At 70.2% G+C, this 20,602-nt stretch carries 18 protein-coding genes; 8 read left to right on the top strand and 10 right to left on the bottom strand.

All coding sequences use genetic code 11. The features are described 5' to 3' along the window. Window positions 1-100 precede the first annotated feature (100 nt). Window positions 101-1,636 (bottom strand): ABC transporter substrate-binding protein, encoded by a 1,536-nt coding sequence (locus ABDW35_RS11210; protein ID WP_343713953.1) that lies wholly within the window; start codon window positions 1,634-1,636, stop codon window positions 101-103. Window positions 1,637-1,860: 224 nt separating this feature from the next. Here ABDW35_RS11210 and ABDW35_RS11205 point away from each other — a divergent pair, with 224 nt between their 5' ends. Beyond that, complete coding sequence (locus ABDW35_RS11205) at window positions 1,861-2,655, top strand: IclR family transcriptional regulator (RefSeq protein WP_343713952.1); 795 nt, start codon at window positions 1,861-1,863, stop codon at window positions 2,653-2,655. Between the two features lie 147 nt (window positions 2,656-2,802). Here ABDW35_RS11205 and ABDW35_RS11200 read toward each other — a convergent pair whose 3' ends face one another. After that, entirely contained in the window at window positions 2,803-3,033 is a 231-nt protein-coding gene (locus ABDW35_RS11200; RefSeq protein WP_343713951.1) for a hypothetical protein, read from the bottom strand. Between the two features lie 445 nt (window positions 3,034-3,478). Between ABDW35_RS11200 and ABDW35_RS11195 the strand changes: the two genes are divergently transcribed. Continuing rightward, on the top strand, window positions 3,479-5,506 hold the full coding sequence (locus ABDW35_RS11195) for a calcium-binding protein (RefSeq protein WP_343713950.1): 2,028 nt from the start codon (window positions 3,479-3,481) through the stop codon (window positions 5,504-5,506). A gap of 153 nt (window positions 5,507-5,659) precedes the next feature. Continuing rightward, window positions 5,660-6,397 (top strand): trypsin-like peptidase domain-containing protein, encoded by a 738-nt coding sequence (locus tag ABDW35_RS11190; RefSeq protein WP_343713949.1) that lies wholly within the window; start codon window positions 5,660-5,662, stop codon window positions 6,395-6,397. Between the two features lie 3 nt (window positions 6,398-6,400). On the opposite strand, the gene ABDW35_RS11185 is transcribed toward ABDW35_RS11190, so the two are convergent. The 6 genes from ABDW35_RS11185 to ABDW35_RS11160 all read right to left on the bottom strand — a co-directional run bounded on the left by ABDW35_RS11185 (window position 6,401) and on the right by ABDW35_RS11160 (window position 13,995). Next, on the bottom strand, window positions 6,401-6,619 hold the full coding sequence (locus ABDW35_RS11185; RefSeq protein ID WP_343713948.1) for a hypothetical protein: 219 nt from the start codon (window positions 6,617-6,619) through the stop codon (window positions 6,401-6,403). 204 nt (window positions 6,620-6,823) lie between these two features. Beyond that, window positions 6,824-7,678, bottom strand: a complete 855-nt coding sequence (locus ABDW35_RS11180) for an NAD(P)-dependent oxidoreductase (RefSeq protein ID WP_343713947.1) — start codon at window positions 7,676-7,678, stop codon at window positions 6,824-6,826. Window positions 7,679-7,717: 39 nt separating this feature from the next. Then, entirely contained in the window at window positions 7,718-8,437 is a 720-nt protein-coding gene (locus ABDW35_RS11175; RefSeq protein WP_343713946.1) for a glutathione S-transferase, read from the bottom strand. Window positions 8,438-8,743: 306 nt separating this feature from the next. Further along, window positions 8,744-9,664: a DMT family transporter gene (locus ABDW35_RS11170; protein ID WP_343713945.1), complete on the bottom strand. Its 921-nt coding sequence runs from the start codon at window positions 9,662-9,664 to the stop codon at window positions 8,744-8,746. Between the two features lie 137 nt (window positions 9,665-9,801). Beyond that, window positions 9,802-12,990, bottom strand: a complete 3,189-nt coding sequence (locus tag ABDW35_RS11165) for a UvrD-helicase domain-containing protein (RefSeq protein ID WP_343713944.1) — start codon at window positions 12,988-12,990, stop codon at window positions 9,802-9,804. Window positions 12,991-13,116: 126 nt separating this feature from the next. Then, window positions 13,117-13,995 (bottom strand): sigma-70 family RNA polymerase sigma factor, encoded by an 879-nt coding sequence (locus ABDW35_RS11160; RefSeq protein WP_343713943.1) that lies wholly within the window; start codon window positions 13,993-13,995, stop codon window positions 13,117-13,119. Window positions 13,996-14,170: 175 nt separating this feature from the next. On the opposite strand from ABDW35_RS11160, the gene ABDW35_RS11155 reads away from it, so the two are divergent. Continuing rightward, complete coding sequence (locus ABDW35_RS11155; RefSeq protein WP_343713942.1) at window positions 14,171-14,482, top strand: hypothetical protein; 312 nt, start codon at window positions 14,171-14,173, stop codon at window positions 14,480-14,482. 15 nt (window positions 14,483-14,497) lie between these two features. On the opposite strand, the gene ABDW35_RS11150 is transcribed toward ABDW35_RS11155, so the two are convergent. After that, a complete protein-coding gene (locus tag ABDW35_RS11150) occupies window positions 14,498-15,358 on the bottom strand; it encodes a helix-turn-helix transcriptional regulator (RefSeq protein ID WP_343713941.1) in 861 nt (286 codons plus the stop codon). A gap of 120 nt (window positions 15,359-15,478) precedes the next feature. Between ABDW35_RS11150 and ABDW35_RS11145 the strand changes: the two genes are divergently transcribed. Beyond that, window positions 15,479-17,752 (top strand): marine proteobacterial sortase target protein, encoded by a 2,274-nt coding sequence (locus tag ABDW35_RS11145; RefSeq protein WP_343713940.1) that lies wholly within the window; start codon window positions 15,479-15,481, stop codon window positions 17,750-17,752. Further along, window positions 17,749-18,450, top strand: coding sequence for a class GN sortase (locus ABDW35_RS11140; RefSeq protein WP_343713939.1), 702 nt, complete (start codon window positions 17,749-17,751; stop codon window positions 18,448-18,450). Before ABDW35_RS11145 ends, ABDW35_RS11140 begins: the two co-directional genes overlap by 4 nt. On the opposite strand, the gene ABDW35_RS11135 is transcribed toward ABDW35_RS11140, so the two are convergent. Further along, entirely contained in the window at window positions 18,431-19,156 is a 726-nt protein-coding gene (locus ABDW35_RS11135) for a DUF72 domain-containing protein (protein ID WP_343713938.1), read from the bottom strand. The two genes, ABDW35_RS11140 and ABDW35_RS11135, sit on opposite strands and share 20 nt — an antisense overlap. Window positions 19,157-19,280: 124 nt before the next feature. Here ABDW35_RS11135 and ABDW35_RS11130 point away from each other — a divergent pair, with 124 nt between their 5' ends. Further along, window positions 19,281-20,159, top strand: coding sequence for an arginase family protein (locus tag ABDW35_RS11130; RefSeq protein WP_343713937.1), 879 nt, complete (start codon window positions 19,281-19,283; stop codon window positions 20,157-20,159). Window positions 20,160-20,261: 102 nt separating this feature from the next. Beyond that, the coding region (locus tag ABDW35_RS11125; protein WP_343713936.1) for a hypothetical protein at window positions 20,262-20,602 on the top strand (341 nt) is incomplete at its 3' end.

Genomic DNA, 20,602 nt, shown 5'->3' with positions numbered 1-20,602 from the left:
CGGGCCCCTCCCTCTCCCCGAGGAGAGGGAATTCACCTCTCCCCCGGGGAGAGGTCGAAATCGCGGAGCGATTTCGGGTGAGGGGGTGTCTCAGCCGCCGCTACTTCTCCACGTAGGCGTTCCAGAAATACGGCCACGGGGCCGGGGTCACGCCCTGCAGCGCCTTCGACTTGGCCGAGAGGGCGTTGAAGTCGCCGACCTTGATCAGCGGCACCTCGTCGGCCATCACCTGCTGCACGCCGGCCCAGAGCTTCACCCGCTCCTCCTGCGTCAGCGCCTGGTTGAAGGCGCCGACCGCCTTGTCCTTGGCCGGGGTGTCCCACCAGCCGGGCGAGCCCTTGGCCAGGGCGCCGATCAGCGCCGGCTCCGGCAGGAACGGGCTGTGGCTGATATAGATGTCCCACAGCGCCGGGTCGGCGCGGCGCTGGGTCAGCGTCGCCCAGTCGGTGACGTCGAGGGTGACCTGGAAGCCGGCGGCCTTCAGGTATTCCGCCGCCACCAGCGCCATCTTGTAGTGGAATTCGTATTGCCGGCTGGTCAGGATCCGGATCGGCTTCTGGCCGTCATATCCGGCCTCCTTGAGCAGCGCCTGCGCGCCCTCGGCGTCGCCCTTGTTGTAGGCGTCGGTGCCGACCTCGGTGCGCCAGGGGTAACCCTCCGGATACATGGCGCCGTCGAGGGCGAAGAAATCGGTGCTGCCGAAGGCGGCGGCCAGCATGTCCTCCTCGTTCAGCGCCAGCTGCACGGCCTTGCGCAGCTTGACGTCGCTGAGCAGGCCTTCCTTGGTGTTCATGACGAAGACCGGCCAGCCGAACGGCTTGAGGATGATCGGCTCCGACGCTCCGGCCTTGATCTTGTCGAAGGATTCGACCGGCAGAGAGTCGGTGTAGTCGTACTGCCCGGCCACCGCGCCCTCGACCCGGGTGTTGGCGTTCGGCACCGGGGTGAAGCGGATCTCGTCGAGATACTGCTTGCGGGCGCCGCCATAGCCGTTCGGGTCGCCCTCGCGCGGCTTGTAGCCGTCGAAGCGCACCAGCTGGATGTACTGATCGGGCACCCGCGCCTTCAGCATGTAGGGGCCGCTGCCGATCGGGTCCTTCATCTCCGGCGCGATCTTCTCGGACGGCAGGATCACCGCGGCACTGTTGTTGAAGGCCAAGAGGGCCAGCAGCGGCGCGAAGGGCTGCTTCAGCGAGATCTTGATCGTGGAGGCGTCGACCTTCTCGATCGCCTCGATGTTGCCGGCGGCCAGCTTCCCGCGCGACGCCACCTCGGTCCAGCGCTTCAGCGAGGCGACGACGTCGTCGGCGTCCAGCGCCGAGCCGTCATGGAAGGTCAGGCCCTGGCGGATCTTGATGGTGTAGACGCGGCCGTCGGCGCTGATCTCCGGCATCGCGTCGGCGATCAGCGGCGTGACGTTCCAGTTGGCGTCGAAGGTGTAGAGCGTCTCGAAGATGTGCTGGGTGATGATGCCGACCAGGTCGGCCGTGCTGACCATCGGGTCCAGCGTCGGCGGCTCGCCGATCGTGGCCACGGTGATCGTGCCGCCCTTGGCCGGCGCGGCCGTCGCGCCCGAGGACAACGGCAGGGCCGCGAGCGCGACCAGGCCCAGAATTCGCAGCGTTGTTCGCAGCATTGACTCCCCCTGTCGTGAGCCTCTAGTGTTCCGTTATTAGGAAGCAACATCTTCCGTTGCGGAATACGCTAGTGCGATCGGCGGCGGGACGTCAACCCATCGATCGGACCCGAACGGCGGAAATGCTCGGTGATTGACCGCAATGCGGGACAAAGCCTAGTTTCGGATGGTTGAGGACTATACCACTCGGCCGGAGCAGCGGCCGGGCCAGGCGGGACAGGATCATGGCGGAAGCAGCGGCGGCCAAGGCCGAGAAGGTGAGCGAGCGCAGCCGGGTCAGCGGCATCGAGCGCGCGGTGCAGATCTGCGACCACCTGCTGGCCGCCGGGCGTCCCCTCACCGCCTATGACGTGTCGAAGGCGCTGGGCGCGCCGATGTCCACGATCTACGGCGTGGTCGATTCGCTGCTGCGCCAGGACCTGCTGTCGCGCGACGGCGACGGCCTCCTGTGGTTCGGCCCCCGCCTCTACCATTACGGCCTGGCCTATGGCCGCAGCCTGAACCTGCTGGAGACCGCGTCGCAGGAGATGCGGGAGCTGAGCCGCCTGCTGGGCGAGACCGTGCAGGTCTGCGGCCGCGACGACGGCCATATGGTGGTGCTGGCGATGGCAGAGCCGGCGGGGCATTTCCGGGTCTCGTCCAAGGTCGGCACCCGGGTGCCGCTGAACTGGACCGCCTCCGGCCGTCTCTTGATCGGCCACCTGCCCTGGGCCGAGCGGGTCGAGCTGATGCGCCGCGCCGCCCAACCCTCCCCCACCGGCATGGCCGAGACCGACCCGGAGCTGCTGTGCCGGATCGGCGAGACCGCGCTGGCCGAGAAGCTGGCGATCCAACTGAGCGAATCCGACTTCGCCGTCGCCTGCATCGCCGCCCCGATCTGCACCCCGAACGGCGATTGCGAGGCGACGATCAGCGTCGTACTGCCGGAGCAGAAGGCGCGCGAGCGCGAGCGCACCTACAGCGTCGCGGTGCAGGAAGCGGCGAGCCGGATCGAACGGCTGCTGGGCTGGACCGCCTGAGAGACCATCTGCAAATGCACCTGGCGCGGCCGTCTGACGGCGGACTCGAAGCTTCCGGTGCTCACGGACTCAAACGTCCGCTGCGCGCCGGTTCTCGAAACCACTGCCAGCCGACTCGCACCAGCGCATTTCCAAACGGTCTCTAAACTAGCGGCGCCGCGGCGCCAGCTCGCGCACCACCGGGTCCACCATCTGGTCGAAGGCCGCGGCCTCCGCCACCGCGATGCGCAGCGAACGGCGCTTCTCCGCCACATAGGCCGCGCCGGTGATGCCGGTCGGCGCCGCCGGGTCGTCATGGCGGAAGGCCCGCTGGGCCCGGCTGGCCGCCCGTGCCGCCTGCTTGGCCCGTGTCATCTGGCGCGTGAAATCGCGATCCATGGCGATCTCTCCCTGGTTCGGGACGCGGCCGGGGCCGCGTCCGGTCGATTCGGTGACGGGAAAACGCATGCGAAGCTGCCGTCGTTCCCCAAGAGGCCGATGCCCATCGCGATGGAGCGCCATAGAGCCGGCCCCTTGCCCGCCGAGAAGTACACCCACCCGTCCAAATGGCCGAAGAAAATCCGCTGCCGCTCCGCCCCGACTCGATCGGCTGGTTACTTGGATCTCAAGGCCTCGATCGCAACAAATTTTATTGTACGACATTACGCTACGCACACGTCAAATTGAATAGAATTATATTCAAATTCTCGGAATATCACAAAATTCAGAGTCGATTGTGACAAGTGCGGCCCCTGAGTGCATTTTTGTTGAACGCTCTGGGAAGAAATGACCAACTAGGGAGCCCTCTTCATATTGGGCCCTTATCATATTGGGGAGGATATACATGGCCACTTTTACCGGCACCAACAGCGCCGAAATCCTGCCGAACCTGATCATCGGTCCTGTCCAGGCCATCGGAAACGACTTCATCGACGCGTTGGGCGGGGATGACATCGCCATCGGCTGGTCCGGTGATGATGTGATCCGCGGCGGCGCCGGGGCGGATGTCATCATCGGCGGCCTGCTGAACGCGGCCGGCGTCATCACTCTCTCCGGCATCGACGCGGCGGACTACACCACCTCCGTCGATGGCGTGACCGTCGACCTGTCGGTGATCCTCAACCTCACCCTGCCGATCCTCGGCATCAACATCCAGCTCACCGGCGCCTCGCAGGGCTTCGGCGGCGACGCCCAGGGCGACTATCTGGTCGGCATCGTCAACCTGCTCGGCTCCGACACCGGCGGCGACAATCTCTCGGGCAGCGCCGCGGCCAACACCCTGAACGGCCAGGGCGGCGACGATACCCTCGACGGCCAGGGCGGCAATGACATCCTCCTCGGCGGCGCCGGGGACGATACTCTCGTCGGCGGCGGCGGCGCTGATTCGCTGCAGGGCGGCGCCGGCTTCGACACGGCGGACTATTCCGGCTCCGCCGCGCCGGTCACCGTCAACCTGACCACCGGCACCGGTACCGGCGGCGACGCCCAGGGCGACACCCTGACCGGCGTCGAGCGCGTGATCGGCTCGGCCGGCAACGACACCCTCACCGGGTCGGCCGGCAACGACACCCTCATCGGCGGCGCCGGGGCCGATGCTATCGACGGCCAGGGCGGCGTCGACACGGTGGATTATTCCAGCTCCGGCTCGGGCGTGACCGTCGACCTGGCCGCCGGCACGGGCACGGGCGGCGACGCCCAGGGCGACACGCTGACGAACATCGAGAACATCACCGGCACCGCCTTCATCGACCACCTCTATGGCAATGCCGCAGACAACACGATCCTCGGCCTCGACGGCGACGACACCATCCGCGGCGGCGCCGGCGCCGACCACATCGATGGCGGTGCCGGCTCCGACTTCGCCAACTACCAGGGCTCGTCGGCGGGGGTTACGGTCAACCTGCTGACCGGCGTCAACAGCGGCGGCGACGCGGCCGGCGACGTGCTGACCAACATCGAGAACCTGTACGGGTCCAGCTTCGACGACACCCTCACGGGCGACAACGGCCGCAACATCATCGGCGGCGAGCTGGGCAACGATATCCTCGTCGGCAATGGCGGTGATGATTCGCTGTCGGGCGAGGCGGGCAATGACAATCTCGACGGCGGCGACGGCAATGACCGGCTCGTCGGCGGCGATGGCGACGACATCGCCAATGGCGGGATCGGCAACGACTCCATCGACGGCGGCGACGGCACCGACACGCTGAACGGTGGCGCCGGGGACGACCAGATCTCGGGCGGCGCCGGCACCGACACCATCAACGGCAATGACGGCAACGACATCCTCAACGGGGGTGCCGGGGCCGATCACATCGACGGTGGACTCGGCATTGACACCGCCTACTACACCGGCAGCACGGCCGGCGTGACCGTCAACCTGCTGGCGGACACCGCGTCCGGCGGCGATGCCACGGGCGACACGCTGGACAATATCGAGCAGCTCTACGGCTCGAACTTCGCCGACACGTTGACCGGCGATGCCGGCAACAATCGGCTCTGGGGGGCCGGCGGCGACGACGTGCTGACGGGTGGCGCCGGGGCCGACACGCTGAAGGGCGGCGCCGGCAATGACAGCTTCGTCTACACCGCCGTCGGCGACAGCACCGTGGCCGCGGCCGGCCGCGACACGATCGAGGACTTTTCGACGGGCGACCATATCGACCTGTCCGCGATCGACGCCAACGGCTCCGGCGGCGCCTTCACCTTCGGCACCGGCGCCTTCACCGGCGTTGCGGGTGAGCTGCGGGTGGTGACCCTGGCCAATGGCTACCAGATGGTCTATGGCGACACCAACGGGGACAAGAATCCGGACATCGCCATTGCCGTCCTCTCGGATCACGCGCTGACCGCCAGCGACTTCGTGCTCTGAGGATTTGAGCGCACGACCCCACCCTGCAGCCACGGGGTGGGGTCTTTCCTTGCCCGTCCCCCGCCGCGGCGATACGCGCGGCTTGGCCTGGGCCGGCGCGGCGGCGATACTCGCGCCGCGACTCCGGCACGGACCGGGAAAGGCGGACCAGGGATGCGGCTCAGATCAGCTCTGCTCGCGGGCGCGCTCCTCGCCCTTTCCGCCGTCGCCGCCTCGGCGGCCGCGCCGCTGCTGCCCGGGCTCGGCCCCGACGACCGGCGCGTGCCGGTGGACGGTACGGCCGCGCCCTGGCGCAGCCTCGCCAAGGTGCAGACCGGCATCGGCGGCCGCTGCACCGGCGCGCTGATCGGCCCCCGCCGCGTGCTGACCGCCGCGCATTGCCTGTACAACCCGCGGACGCAGAGCTTCCTGCCCGCCTCCTCCCTGCACGTGCTGTTCGGCTATGAGCGCGGGGAGTTCATCGAGCACAGCCTGGTCACCGACGTGGTCCATGCCGACGCCTATGACCCGCAGAAGCCGCGCGAGGGCTATGCGGCGGACTGGGCGATCCTGGAGTTGGCCGACGACGCCCCACCACAGGCGCCGCCGCTGCTGGTCTCGGACGCGATGCCGACGCCGGGCACGGCAGTGGTGCTGGGCGGCTACAGCCAGGACAAGGCGCAAATCATCACCGCCGACACCGCCTGCATGGTGCTGGGCACCGACCGCACGACCAAGGGGCCGGTGCTGATCCATGACTGCAACGGCACCCGCGGCACCAGCGGCAGCCCGCTGCTGGCATTGCGGGACGGGCAGTGGCAGGTGGTCGGCATTGCCGTCGCCGGCTCGGCCGACCGGCTGACCCTGAACTTCGCGGTCCCGGCCATCGCCTTCGCCGCGGCGCTTCGGTAGGGCTCAGCCCTTCTCGTGCCGCCGGTCGCAGACGACCTTGAGATAGCGGCCCTCGCCCAGCCCCGGCCCGAGCGTGGTGCTGGCCAGCATCGCCTGGCCGGTGAAGCCGCAGCCGAGCGGCGACGGCGCCGCCGGGCCGGCGACCACGTCGACCGCGGTGTCCCGGGTGCAGTCGGGCTGCGGCATCGCCGTGGCGCAGACGAGGATGAGGGTCGTGAACATGTCCATGTTGCTTCCGCTCCCTGGGTGGCACCGCCCGGGGGCTTCCTCCGGCATGTGGGTCCTGGACGGCAACACGGCCGGGCGAAGGCCGGTTTCCTTCGCGCGGCGGCGGGCCATCCCCGTCAGCCGGCCTTACGGGCCGGATGCGGGACGCCGACATCCGGCCATTGTGCACCGCAACATGAACTCAGGGCAAGCCCGGTTTCAGCGCGATGCCGGGTCGCGCCAGCTGTATCGCGGCTCGTAGCCCAGCACCCGCCGTGCCTTCTCGATCGACAGCAGCGTCTCGTTCGGACCGAATGGCCGCTTGCGCGGCACGCCGGGATAGACGGCGTTCAGCAGTTCGTCGTTCGGCCGGCTCATCACCGTATCGGCATTGGCGATGACGAAGACGTCGGCGCCGGTCAGTTTCGAGTCCAGCGCCAGCCGGATCGCCTGGGCGGCGTCGCGCGCATCGATATAGGCCCACAGGTTCCAGTTGCGCTTGCGGGGATCGTCGTCGAAGCCCGGGAACTCGGCATAGCGCTCCGGATCCATGACGTTGGACAGGCGCAGGCCGATGATCTTCGCTTCCGGGTCCCAGCGGCAGAACTGCCTGGCCATCTCCTCCCCCATCAGCTTGGACAGGGAATAGGCGGTCTCCGGCCGGCCGGGATACTCCTCGTCCACCGGCACATAGGGCGGCGGGTCGGCGAAGGGCAGGCCCAGCACGGTCTCGCTCGACGCCCAGACGATGTTGCGGATCTTCAGCTGCCGCGCCGCCTCGAACACGTTGTAGGTGCTGACCGTGTTGGTCTCGAAGATCACATGGTTCGGCGCCAGGCCGGGGGCGCGGATCGCCGCCAGATGGACGATGCCGGTGACCCGCGCCACCCGGTCGTCAATCGCCGAGAAGGCGGCGATCGTCTGGCCGTAATCGGTCAGGTCGACCCGGCTGTGCCGGACCGACGGGTCGGCCGGCGGCGCCAGGTCCACCGAGCAGACATCGTGGCCATGCGAGATCAAATCCTTCAGGCAGGCGCGCCCCGCCTGGCCGCTGCCGCCGGTGACGATGATCATCCCGTCCTCCCTTGCCGAACTATTGTCGGACAAGATAGGTCAGGCATCGAGCTCCGGATAGTGGCGGAAGATGCCCATCGGGTTGAACGGGATGCGCCGGGGCGACTCCAGATAGGCCTTCACCCGCGGCAGTGCCGCCACCAGGTCGTGCAGCGCCACGAGGCGCGGATGCTTACGCTCGACCTTCGCCATCGCCTTGGGGAAGGCGTAGCGCAGCCCGGCGATCATCTGGAACATCGACAGGTCAGCCGTGGTGACGGTGTCCCCGACCAGATGCGTGTCGCCGGCCGGGTTACGGGCCATCACCTGCTCGAAATAGCCGAGGAACTTCGGCAGGCGGTGGGCCAGGAAATCCGCCGCCCGGCGCTTCGCCTCCGGCTTCTGGTCCTCGTAGTACAGGCCGCTGCCGATCGGGTGGTGGGTGTCGTGCACCTCGACCACGAGGTCGGCGATCGTCAGCTGCAGCTGGTGGGTCCACAGCCGCCCGGCCTCGTCCGCCGGCGCCAGGCCGTGCCGGTCGCCGAGGAACAGCAGGATGTTCGCGGTCTGGCCGATCAGCAGGTCGCCGGCCTTGAGATAGGGCGGCGCGAAGGGCGGCTGCGGCACCGCCCCGTCCTGCATGTAATGCATCAGCGCGGGCAGGTCGTCGCCCTCCTGGCGGGCGACGTCGACATAGTCCGCGCCGGCCTGCTCCAGCGCCAGCCGGACGAACTCGCCGCGGCCCTGGATCTCCGGCCAGTAGTAGAGCTCGTAGGTCACTCCGCAATATCCTTTCGCATACGTCGGGATCCGCGAAACGAATTCACGCTCGATTCACGCAGGGCCGGATAGGATCCGGACACTATCCCATCGGATGGTACGCCCATCGGGCCCTGGTGACGGGCCTGGCATTTACATGAAGAGGTATTTCAAAGCGTCGATAGTCAAACGGGCATTTCTGTTCGCCCCCAATCAGAAGCTCGATGGGCGTGTCTGCAGCGACCCAGCGGACCGGAGAACAGGACGGCAGAACGATCGGGAGACGGGGGCGCAAGCCCCCGTTCCTGTTTCAGCCGCGACCGGACGTCAGGACGTCGGCCCCATGCCGACGGCCAGCGGCGCCCCCGCCGGCTCCTCGCGCGACCGCAGCCACTTCGCCGCGGCGCTGTACACCCCGCTGCCGAGGATCAGGACGGCCCCGATCAGGCTGGCCGCCGGGATGTCCTCATGGAAGACGAAGACGCTGAAGGCGGCCGCCCAGGCGAAGATCGAATAGTCGATCACCGCGACGTCGGACACGCCGCTGAGCCGCAGCCCGGCGATGTAGAGCAGGTTGGCCACCCCGCCGGCCAGACCGACGCCGATGAAGGGCAGCCAGTCACCGGCCACCGGCCAGACCCAGCCCGATTGCAGCACCCAGGCGCCGGAGCCCACCAGCATCACCGTGTTGCCCCAGAGGGCGGTGACGACCGGCGCATCCGCCTGCCCGGCCCGGCGCGTCGCCACCACGCCCAGGGCGTAGAACAGCGCCGACACCACGGCGATCAGGGCGTAGACATTCATGCCGTCGGTCGGCCGCACGATCAGTAGGCCGCCGGCCAGGGCCACGGCGATGGTGGCGTAGGTCTCCCACCCCGCCGGCTCGCGCAGCACATAGATCCCGATGAGCGCCATGAAGACGGGCGCGGCCATCGAGATCGCGGTCGCGTCGGCCAGCGACAGGCCGGACAGGCTGAGGAAGAAGGTGGCGCCGGCCGCCAGCACGCAGCCGCCGCGCAGCAGCTGCATCAGCGGGTTGACCGACCGCACCGCCTGCATCCCCCGCACCGTGCCCATGCGGTACTGAACCAGGATCGGCAGGTAGCCGAACAGGGCGCGGATCAGGATGATCTCGGCCACCGGATAGCTGCCGCTGAGATACTTGGCGGAGGCGTCCATCGTCGCGAAGGCGCCGACGCCCAGGGCGTAGAACAGGATTCCCTGCATCTGGCGTCGAGTGGTGCGCACGGCGACCGAACCTTCTCGAATATGAATGCTGCCGGCGAGCGGCATGAATGACGCCATCACAGCAGGCAATCATGGCCGCATTCGTGCCGGGCGGGGATGGAACCGCGCCGAATTGCGGTCTTCTCGTGGCGGGAGGCCTAGAACAGGCTGAGCTGCTTTTCGGCCGGGCGCCGCGGTGCCGCGTCGGCGCGGCGATGGGCCAGCAACTCGGCCTCGATCTCGCCGAGGAAGGGCGACGCCTCCAGCCGCACCGTGCCGCCGCGCCAGCGCCGCTCGCGCGCCCGGCACAGGAACAGCCGGTCCATCGCCCGGGTCATGCCGACATAGAACAACCGCCGCTCCTCGGCCAGCGCCGCCGGGTCGGCCTCGCCGAAGCGCAGCGGCAGCACCCCGTCTTCCAGGCCGAGGATGAAGACCACCGGGAATTCCAGCCCCTTGGCGGCGTGCAGGGTCAAGAGCGAGACGCGATCGGCGCGCGGATCCCAGAAATCCGCCTCGGTCGCCAGCGCCACCGCGGCGAGGAAACCGGCCCGATCGTCGCTGTCCTGGCGGGAGGCGATCAGCAACAGGCGCTGCAGCGCTGCGGTGGCCGTCACCGGGTCGGCATCGTCCCGGCGCAGGCTCTCCGCAGCGCGTCGCAGCTGATCCGTCAGAGGCCCCTCCTCCGCCTCGTGCTCCAGCGCCGCCAGCAGAGCCGTCACCGCCGGGTCCTCGGCCAGCGGCGCCAGCGAGCTCTTCTTGAAGGGCATGCCGCCGCGGCCCAGCGCCTCCGCCACCGCCTCGGCCTGGGCGTCGGTGCGGTACAGCACCGCGATGTCGCCGAAGCCGAGTTGGTCCCTCGCCCGGCCGTCCGACCGGCCGCTGTCGATCGAGAAGAAGCTGTGGCCGCCCAGCAGCGCCTCGATCTCCGCCACCACGAACTCGGCCTCGGCCTTGTCGCCGGCGGCGGCGTGGACCGAGATGCGGTCCTGCATCGCCCGCACGATCTCGGCCGCCGGTTCGGTGCGCCCGTCGGCGCCGATGAAGCGCGAGGCGGCGGTGACGATGGTGCCGGTGGAACGGTAGTTGCGCCGCAGCCGGATCACGGCGGCGCCGGGATGGTCGCGGTGGAACCGGTCGAAGCAGGAGGCGTCGGCGCCGCGGAAGCCATAGATCGCCTGGTCCGGGTCGCCGATGACGCAGAGATTGCCGCCGGACGGCACCAGCAGCGATAAGAGTCGCACCTGGCTGTCGTCGACATCCTGGAACTCGTCGACCGAGACGTGGCGGAACCGGTCGCGGCACAGGGCCACCAGGCCTGGATCGCTCTCCAGCGCCGCGATCGATCGGCCGATCAAATCGTCGAAATCGATCCAGTTGCGCAGCGCCATCGCCTCGTCGCAGCGGGCCAGCGCCTCGGCGAGATCGAGATCGGCCGGCGCCCCGGTGCGCTTGGCGCGGGAGATGGCGCGCAGCAGCCGCTCGGCCTTGGTGCGGGACACCTCCAGCACCTCCTGCAGCAGGGCCGCGCGCTCCGCCTCTCCCGCCACCTTGAAGTCGCGGTGCAGCCCGGCCGCCTCGCCATGCTCGCGCAGCAGCGCGAGGCCGAGGGAGTGGAAGGTGTGGATCGGCATCCGCGCGGCCGCGCCGGGCAGCAGATGCTCCAGCCGCTCCCTCATCTCCGCCGCCGCCCGGCGGGTGAAGGTGATGGCGAGGCAGGAGTCGGGCGCCGCGCCGTGCGCCGCGACCAGATGGGCGATGCGGTGGGTCAGCGTCCGGGTCTTGCCCGATCCCGGCCCGGCGACGATCAGCAGCGGCCCCTCCACCCGCTCCGCCGCCGCCCGCTGGTCCGGGTCGAGCCGGTCGAGGAGGCTGCTGTTTGCGTTGCCTCTCCCGCTTGCGGGAGAGGTCGGAGCCGCGTTGGCGGCTCCGGGTGAGGGGGTTTCGTCGAGGCCGGGACCCGCCCTCACCCGGTCGTCCTGCGGATGCCCGACCTCTCCCGCCAGGGGGGAGAGGTCATGCCCAGGCCTTGCATCGTCCTTGGTCCGCCGCTGCGGCAGGTCGAACAGCAGCCCTCCCGCCGTCCGGCTCTTCAGCTCCTGCGGCTCGAACAGCCGGATCACGCCGTATTCGCCGTCATAGCCGGCGTCGCGGATCACCTGGCCCTTGCGCAGCCGGCTTACCGCCTCGGCCAGCAGCTCGCTCTCGGCGCGGGCGATGTCCTCGGCCGGCAGCTCTCCCAGGATCGAAAGCTCCGATCCCAGCGTGCCGACCAGCCGGTCGTAGCTGCGCTCCACCGCCTTGCTGGCCGGGCCGGTGGCCAGCAGCTCGGACAGGATCTCCGGCAGCGGCACCAGGCTCGTGATCTCGCCGGCCGTCGGCGGCGGCAGCGCCTCTTCCTCGCTGCGGTCGGCCAGTTTCTCGATCCGGTGCAGCACGCCGACCGTGACCGGCTGGCCGCAGACCGGGCAGCGCCCGTCCAGCGCCAGCGTCTCCTGCGGGCTCAGCCGGACATCGCATTTGCGGTGGCCGTCGGCGTGGTACTTGCCCTCCTCCGGGAAGAACTCGACGGTGCCGGCATAGCCCTCGCCGGTCTCCAGCGCCCGGCGGATGGCGTGGTAGTCCGGGTCGCAGTCGAAGGCCGTCGCCTCGCGCCCCAGCTTGCCCGGCGAATGCGCGTCCGAGTTCGAGGTCAGGCGGTAGCGGTCGAGGAAGGAGATCCGCCAGTTCATCGCCGGGTCGGAGGACAGGCCGGTCTCGACCGCGAAGATGTGCTCCGCGAGGTCGCCATAGCAGTCGGCGATGGAATCGAAGCCGGATTGCGACCCCAGCGCCGCGAACCACGGCGTCCAGATATGGGCCGGCACCAGATAGGCGTCGGGGCCGGAGGCCAGCGTGATCTCCAGCAGGTCGCGGGAATCGAGGCCGAGGATCGGCCGCCCGTCCGAGGCGATGTTGCCGATCCGCGCCAGGCTGGCCTGCAGCCGGTCGATCGTGTCGAAATCCGGCCCGTAGATCAGGTGGTGAATCTTCCGGGTCCGGTCGCCCTTCTTGTAGATGGTCGAGATCTCGGTCGACAGCATGAAGCGCACCGGGTTGCGGCACGGCGCCGGCAGCGTCGCCATCACCGCCGCCTCGAGGTCCGGCCGCAGCCGGAACAGGCCGGGTGTGTCCGGCACCAGCTTGTCCTTCAGCTCGGCCAGCCAGACCGGGTGCACGCAGTCGCCGGTGCCGACCACGCCGATGCCCTTGCGCGCCGCCCAATGCGCCAGGTGCTCCAGGTCCAGGTCGCGGCTGGTCGCCCGCGAATGCTTGGAATGGACGTGCAGGTCGGCGTGAAAGCGCATCTCGGCCCCGAGTTCCCCGCGCCCGCATCCGTCCTATACCAAAGATCGCCGTAATAGACTCGGGCGCCGATCGGCCGATGATAGGACGCCGTGCCGGGCCGGCAAACGCGGGATAGCGGCATGCCCCTAGAGGCGTGACACGACCAGGCCGTCCATCACATAGGCCGCATGGCGGAAGTCGCGGATCGCGGTGATCCGCCGGTCCGTCCAGTCGAGCAGCACGACATAGCGCACAGCCTCCGCCGGATCGGCGGGATCGTGGACCAGCAGCGCCGGCCTTCCCTCGGCCAGGCCGGCCGTGAGGTACCAGTCGGATGCGCGGTCGTAACGGCGGAAGTAGGTCGAGACATCCCGCCGCCCGGCCAGGCGGACCTGGCCCACGACCTCCAGCCGCACATCCTCGGCCAGCAGGTCGCGCAGGGCGTCGAAGTCGCGGGCGTTGAACCGGTCGGCATAGGCCCGCAGCCGGTCCCGTTCCGCCACGGCCACGAGCGGCGCCGGGGTGTCGGGCATTGCGGACAGCCGCTTCAGCCGGACCCTTCCCCGGTGCAGGGCGGCCTTCACCGCCGGCACGCTGAGGTCGAGGATGGCCGCCGTCTCCGCCAAGGAATGGCCCAGCACATCCATCAGCACCAGGCAGGAGCGTTGCGCCACGGGCAGGTGCAGCAGCGTCGCCAGGCCTGACGCCGCAGTCACGCGCGCATCGGCCGCAGCGTGATCGGCCAGCCCGGCCAGGGCGTCGTCGGACGAGATCTCCACCCGGCGACGGCGGCGGCGCAGGGCATCGAGCGCCGCATTGTGGGCGATGCGGAACAGCCAGGCCTCCGGCCGCAGGATCGGGCCCGCCGCCCGAAACGCCTCCGCCGCCTTCGCAAAGGCGTCCTGCACCACATCCTCGCCTTCGATCGCCGAGCCGAGCATGCGGGCGCAGTAGCGATGCAGCCGCGGCCGCAGCTCCGCCGCCAAAAGGCCGAAGGTTTCCGTTTCAAGGCTTCCGTCGGGCATCGCCGCCTCGCTGTGTCCGGCCCCGGATATAGGGCCCCGCCTCAAGGACGACGGAGTGCCGCCGAAGGATGCGCCTCGGCACAAAATTTGTCTCAGCCGCATCCTTGACGTACCGGCCGGCGTCCCGGATCTCGATGGCGCGCAACCCGTGTCGCCCGAGACGAGGACGGATCCCATGCCGAGACTGACTCTGGTGCGTTATGCGACCAAACCCGAATTCGCCGCCGAGAATGAGGCCCTGGCCCGGGCTGTGTTCACCGAGCTGAAAGCCACCCGTCCGGAGGGAGTGGCCTATCTGCTGTTCCACAGCGGCGAGGAGTGGATCCACCTGTTCGTCAACACCGGCGCCGATGATGCCTCGGCACTAACCGAGTTGCCCGCCTTCAAGGCCTATTCGCGGGATGTGAGCCGGCGCTGCACGACCCCACCTGAGCCGGTCCGCTACGCTTTTGAGCTACTGGAGTCCTACGGCCTCGCCTCGGGCTGAGCGAGGCGGCGTCCTTCAGTCCACGGCTACCGGCAGGAAGCGGGCGAAGGAGTCCTCGACCGTCCGCCGCAGGATGTCGCGATAGCGGCCGTGGCGGGGGTTGTCGGGCGAGATCCGGCCGAATTCCGGCTCGCCCGCCGTCGCCATCGGCACCAGCACGATCGGCGACGCCACCGGCGTCAGCTGCGACCCCGGCCCCGCCTGCAGCGTGGTCAGGATGCCGTGCATCTCGCCAGTGATGGTCGGCCGGCCCAGCACCGCCATGCGGTATTGCCCGCTGGTGTTGGTCACCAGGTAGATATGTCCGGATTGGTGCGGCACCGAGACGGTGCCGTGCTGGGTGAAGGCTGCGTCCACCCGGTCGGCCTCATGGAAGGCCAGGTGCGACCCGGCCTCATCCCAGCGGATCTCGGTGCGGTAGGCGTAGAGGGCGCGGCGGTCGCCGAAGGATGGCCGCAGCGTCAGGTACACGCCCTCGATCCAGGCCACCGCCGGACGGGCGTAGGAGCCCAGCCCCTCCGGCGCCACCCCGACCGGCGTCGCCAGGCGTACCGGCGCGATCGGAGCGATGGCCGGCCGCGGCTCGGCCTGGCGCAGCTTGACGCCCAGCGCCTCCTCCAGCCGGATCAGCGTCGCCAGGGTAAAGGGCCGGCGGCCGGACAAGGCCTTCTCCAGCGTCGACAGGCTGATCTTCGCCTGGTCGGCCAGGAACTGGCGGGAGATGCGGCGGCGCGCCAGCTCCTCCCGCACCAGCCCGGCGACGGCGTGGCTCTGCTCCTCCGACAGCTCGTGCTCGGCCGCGTGCGTCGACAGCCCGACCAAAGCGTCCTCCTCCGGACAGATCCGCACCGATCCGCACAGGCCGGTGTGGAGCAAGACCTATCCCGGCCGCCGCCTCCGGAACAAGCCGGATCATCACCGTGGCCGGACAGAACCCCTCCGACCGACAAAACACCCAGGCCGATGGGGCATCGGCCGAGGACCATGGAGGGTTCGATGAGGTCGATGACGAGGGAGCAGCCGGCGGGGCTCGGGCCGGCGTTCCGATCCCGGTTCTGGCATGCGGCGCCCTTGCTGCTGCTGTCCCTGCTGCTGGCGGTGCTGACCCTGGCGGTCGGCGGCCGCGCAGCCCGGGCCGAGACCGGGCCGGCGCTGGTGACGCCGGGCGAGATGCAGTCCGGCGCGCTGCTGTTCCGCGCCAATGAGAAGGGCCGCTATGTCGAGGCGCCGCGCCTGGGCACCGATGTCGACCTGACGGTCAGCGGGCCGACGGCGCGGGCCCATGTCACCCAGGTGTTCCAGAACCCGACCGACCAGTGGGTCGAGGCCGTCTATGTCTATCCGCTGCCGGAGGACGGCGCGGTCGACACGTTGAGGATGGTGATGGGCGACCGCGTCATCACCGGCGACATCGCCGCCCGCGAGGAGGCGCGCCGCACCTATGAGGCGGCGAAGCAGGCCGGCCGGACCGCCGGGCTGGTGGAAGAGGAGCGGCCGAACCTGTTCACCACCTCGGTCGCCAATGTCGGCCCGGGCGAGACCGTGCTGATCCAGATCGAGTACCAGGAGAGCGTGCACCAGTCGGGCGACCGCTTCTCGCTGCGCGTGCCGCTGGTGGCGGCGCCGCGCTACAGCCCGGCGCCGGTGCGCCAGTCGGTCGATTTCCAGCCCGGCCAGGGCGGCTGGGGGCAGACCACCACCGACCCGGTGCGGGACACCGACCCGGTGCCCGACCGCGACCGCATCACCCCGCCGGTGCAGGACCCGCGCCGCAACGCGCCGGTCAACCCGGTGACGCTGAAGGTGCGGCTGCAGGCCGGCTTCCCGCTGGGCGAGGTGGTCAGCGCCAATCACGCGATCGACATCGAGGCGCAGGGCCCGGACAGCCGCGTCGTCACCATGAAGGGCCCGGTTCCGGCCAATCGCGACTTCGAGCTGAGCTGGACCCCGGCGGCCGGCGCCGCGCCCTCGGTCGGGCTGTTCCGCGAGAAGGTCGCCGGCGAGGACTACCTGCTGGCCTTCGTCACCCCGCCCGCCCTGCGGCAGGCCGAGGACAAGCGGCCGCGCGACGTGGTGTTCGTGATCGACAATTCCGGCTCGATGGGCGGCGCCTCGATGGACCAGGCCAAGTCCAGCCTGCTCTACGCCCTGGGCCGCCTGTCGCCGGCCGACCGCTTCAACGTGGTGCGCTTCGACGACACGCTGGACGTGCTGTTCCCGGATGTGGTGCCGGCCGACAGCGAGCATCTCGGCCGCGCCAGGAGCTTCGTCTCAGGCCTGGAGGCCACGGGCGGCACCGAGATGGTGCCGGCGATGAAGGCGGCTTTGAGCGACCGCGGCACCGACGGCACGCCGCGGCTGCGCCAGGTGGTGTTCCTGACCGACGGCGCCATCGGCAACGAGCAGCAGCTGTTCGACACCATCGCCGGCATGCGCGGCCGGTCGCGGGTGTTCATGGTCGGCATCGGCTCCGCCCCCAACACCTTCCTGATGAGCCGTGCCGCCGAGCTGGGCCGCGGCACCTTCACCCAGATCGGCGCGCCCGACCAGGTGGAGGAGCGGATGCGCGGCCTGTTCGAGAAGCTGGAGAGCCCGGTCGTCACCAACCTGTCGGCCAGCTTCTCGGCCGGCGCGGCGGACGCGACGCCGGAGACGCTGCCCGACCTGTATCGCGGCGAGCCGGTGGTGCTGGCGGCGAAGCTGGCCTCCCTGTCCGGCACGATCGAGGTCAAGGGCATGATCGGCGACCAGCCCTGGGTCGTCACCCTGCCGGTGGCGCAGGCGGCCAAGGGCGAGGGCCTGTCGAAGCTGTGGGCGCGGCGCCGGATCGCCGATGCCGAGGTGGCGCAGACCCTGGGCCAGATCGGGCCGGAGCAGGCCGACCAGCGCATCCTGGCGCTGGCGCTGCAGCACCATCTGGTGACGCGGCTGACCAGCCTGGTCGCGGTCGACCGTACGCCGCGCCGGCCGGAGGGGGTGCCGCTGACCCGCAACGACATCCCGCTGAACCTGCCCGCCGGCTGGGATTTCGACGGCGTGTTCGGCACGGCGAAGCCCAAGCCGGAGTTCCGCGAGGCCGCCCTGCTGCTGCCCGCCGCCGCCCGCGCCGATGCCCCGGCCGCCGCGGATAAGCCGATGCCGGTCGAGGAGGTGGTGCTGCCGCAGACCGCGACCGACGCCGAGTTGCGGATCCTGGGCGGCGCCCTGCTGCTGCTGGCCGGGCTGGGGGTGTTCGCCTTCAGCCGCCGGATGGTGGGAGGCCGGTCATGAGCGCCGCCCTGCCGCTGTCCCACCCGCTGGCCGGGCAGCGCTTGCCCCGCAGGCAGCCCCTGCCCCGGCCGCGCCGGCCGAAGATGCGGTTTCTCGCCCTCCTCCTCATCCTCGGCGGCGTGACCCTGGCCGGCCAGGGCCTGTGGATCCACGCCAAGGCGCAGCTGGCCCAGCTGCTGCTGGACCGCGCCTTCGCCGCGACGCTGGAGACGGGCCGGTCGGTGAAGCCCTGGCCCTGGGCCGACACCTGGCCGGTGGCGCGGATCGACCTGCCGCGGCTGGGCGAGAGCGCGATCGCCCTGGCCGGCGCCAGCGGCCAGGCCCTGGCCTTCGGTCCCGGCCATGTGGCGGACACGCCGGAGGCCGGCGACCCCGGCACCGCCGTCTACGCCGCCCATCGCGACACCCATTTCCGGGTGCTGCGCGACCTGAAGGTGGGCGACGAGATCGACGTCACCCGCCGAGACGGCCGCCGCGTCGCCTTCAAGGTGACCGGCACGCGGGTGGCGCTGTGGGACGTCTCCGGCATCGACCCGCGGGCGCCCGGCCGCAACCTGGTGCTGGCGACCTGCTGGCCCTTCGACGCCACGATGCGGGGGCCCTACCGCTACCTGGTGGAGGCGGAGGAGATCCAGCCGGCCAAGCCGAGCCCGGCCGGCCCGCTGGTGGCCGATGCGTCTACAGGTCCGCAACCGTAAGGGCGTTGCCGAGGGCAGCGAAGGCGGCGGTGTTGTCGAAGATGCACCAGGCCGGGACGCCCGCCGCCCGATGCCGCTCCAGCCTCTGCCGCATCCCGGCCAGCACGGTTTCGTCGTAGTCGGAATAATAGATCCGCGGCGAGCCGTGCAGCCGGTAATAGACCAGCCCGTCCCAGCCGCCCGGATCCCCGTCCCCGGCGGCGCGGGCCGGATCGGCGGCGACCCGGGCGACCCGCAGCGCCGCCAGCAGCCCCTCCGCCTCCGGCCCGAACCAGCTGGCGTGGCGCGGCTCGCAGGCGGCCGGCGTATCGATCCGCCGGCGCAGTTCGGCGAAGAACTCCTCCGCCGCCTCCGCCTCGAAGGTCAGGCTCGGCGGCAGCTGCACCAGCAGCACTCCGAGCTTCGGCCCTAGCCCCGTCACCTCGCCGGCGAAGCGGTCCAGCAACTCACCGCAATCCTTCAGGCGCCGCTCCTGGGTCATGGTCCGCGGCGTCTTCACCGCGAAGCGGAAGCCGGTCGGCACGCTGGCCGCCCAGCGCTCATAGGTGGCGCGGCGATGCGGGCGATAGAAAGACGAGTTGATCTCGGCCGCGTTCAGCCGCTGCGCGTAGCGTTCGAGATGCGAGCCGTCGGCGGGAAAGCGGTCGGCATAGCGCGACGGCACGCTCCAGCCGGCGGTGCCGATATAGGTCGGAGTGTCTGTCATCCTCTGAAGAACACGTCGGAGAGGAATTCCATCCGGTGTAGGATGGGCCGGTGCGGAGACGGCTGGCTCGCCAAGGCCTCCCGCAGCATCGCCCCGAATGTCCGCGACTAAGGATGGCTCTGCCATGACGAAAGACGCCGGCACGACGCTCCGCCTGATCATGCCGCAATGGCAGGGCGGGGACGAACCGGGATACTTCTTCGGATCGCGGCTGCTGGCCTGGCTGGCGCCGGCGCCGACCGGGCCGGTCGAGACCGTGCCTGTGCCGGAGCCGCAGCCGGGCGAGACCCTGGTGAACGAATCCGGGATCGTCGCCCGCGCCGCCGTGAAGCGCCAAGCGCAGGCGGCTCGCGCCTTGATCGACAAGCACCGGCCGGACCGGATCGTGACGATCGGCGGCGACTGCTTGGTCGATCTCGCCCCGATGGCCTATCTGAACGAGCGCTACGGCGGCAGCCTCGGCGTCCTCTGGGTGGACGCGCATCCGGACGTCGTGCCGGCGGAGCACTACCCCAATGCCCATGCCCATGTGCTGGGGGCGCTGCTGGGGCGGGCCGACCCGGACCTGACCGCGGAGGTGCGGCTGCCAATCCAGCCGTCGCGGGTGATGTATGCCGGGCTGGATACATGGGCGCGGGTCGAGGGTGAGGTCATCGAATCCCTCGGCCTGCGCCGCGCCGGGTCCGCGGCGCTCGCCGACAGCTCGGCGCCGGTCCTGGACTGGATCGCGGAGCAGGAGATCACCCGGCTGGCGATCCATTTCGACCTCGACGTGCTCGACCCCGCCTTGTTCGGCCCGCTGCTGTTCAACCGGCCGGGTCTGCCGGCCGGCGCCTATCCCGGCGTGCCGCGCGGCCGGATGACGCCTGAACAGGTGATCCGCCTGCTGGGCGACGTCGCCATCGCCTGCGACGTGGTCGGCCTCGCCCTCACCGAACATCTGCCGTGGGAAGCGCTCGCCACCCGCGACCTCCTGCGCCGGCTGCCGCTGCTGGCCGGATAGGCTGGCGGCACATCCCCGTCGCCTCCCCTCGCCCGGCCGGATAGAGTGCGGCCGGCGCGAGGAGGCGACGGGTTGGCGACAGGGGTTGAGACGGACCGGCAGGTGAGCGGCACAAGGCGCCGCACCATCCCGCTGTCCGGCACGCTGGCGGTGGTGATGGCCGGGCTGGTGGCGCTGACCACGATCGACGTGCTGGCCGTGTTCTGGTTCATGACCGCCGGCACCACCCGCGACCTGCTGGCCTGGTCGGCGCAGCTCGGCCTCGATTCCGTCCAGGCGCGGATCGCCGACCGCTTCACCCCGGTCGAGGACCAGCTGGCCTTCCTGGCGCGAGAGATCGGATCCGGCCGCGCCGACCCGGCGGACGGTACGGCGCTGGACCGGCTGATGACCGGCGCCCTGGCCGGCACGAAGCAGGTCCGCGTCCTGTCCCTGACCGCACC

Origin of the sequence: Inquilinus sp. (assembly GCF_039594555.1) — a bacterium.
Lineage (GTDB): Bacteria > Pseudomonadota > Alphaproteobacteria > DSM-16000 > Inquilinaceae > Inquilinus.
The sequence above is the reverse complement of the archived record's forward strand: the minus strand, read 5'-3'. Positions and strand labels throughout refer to the sequence as shown.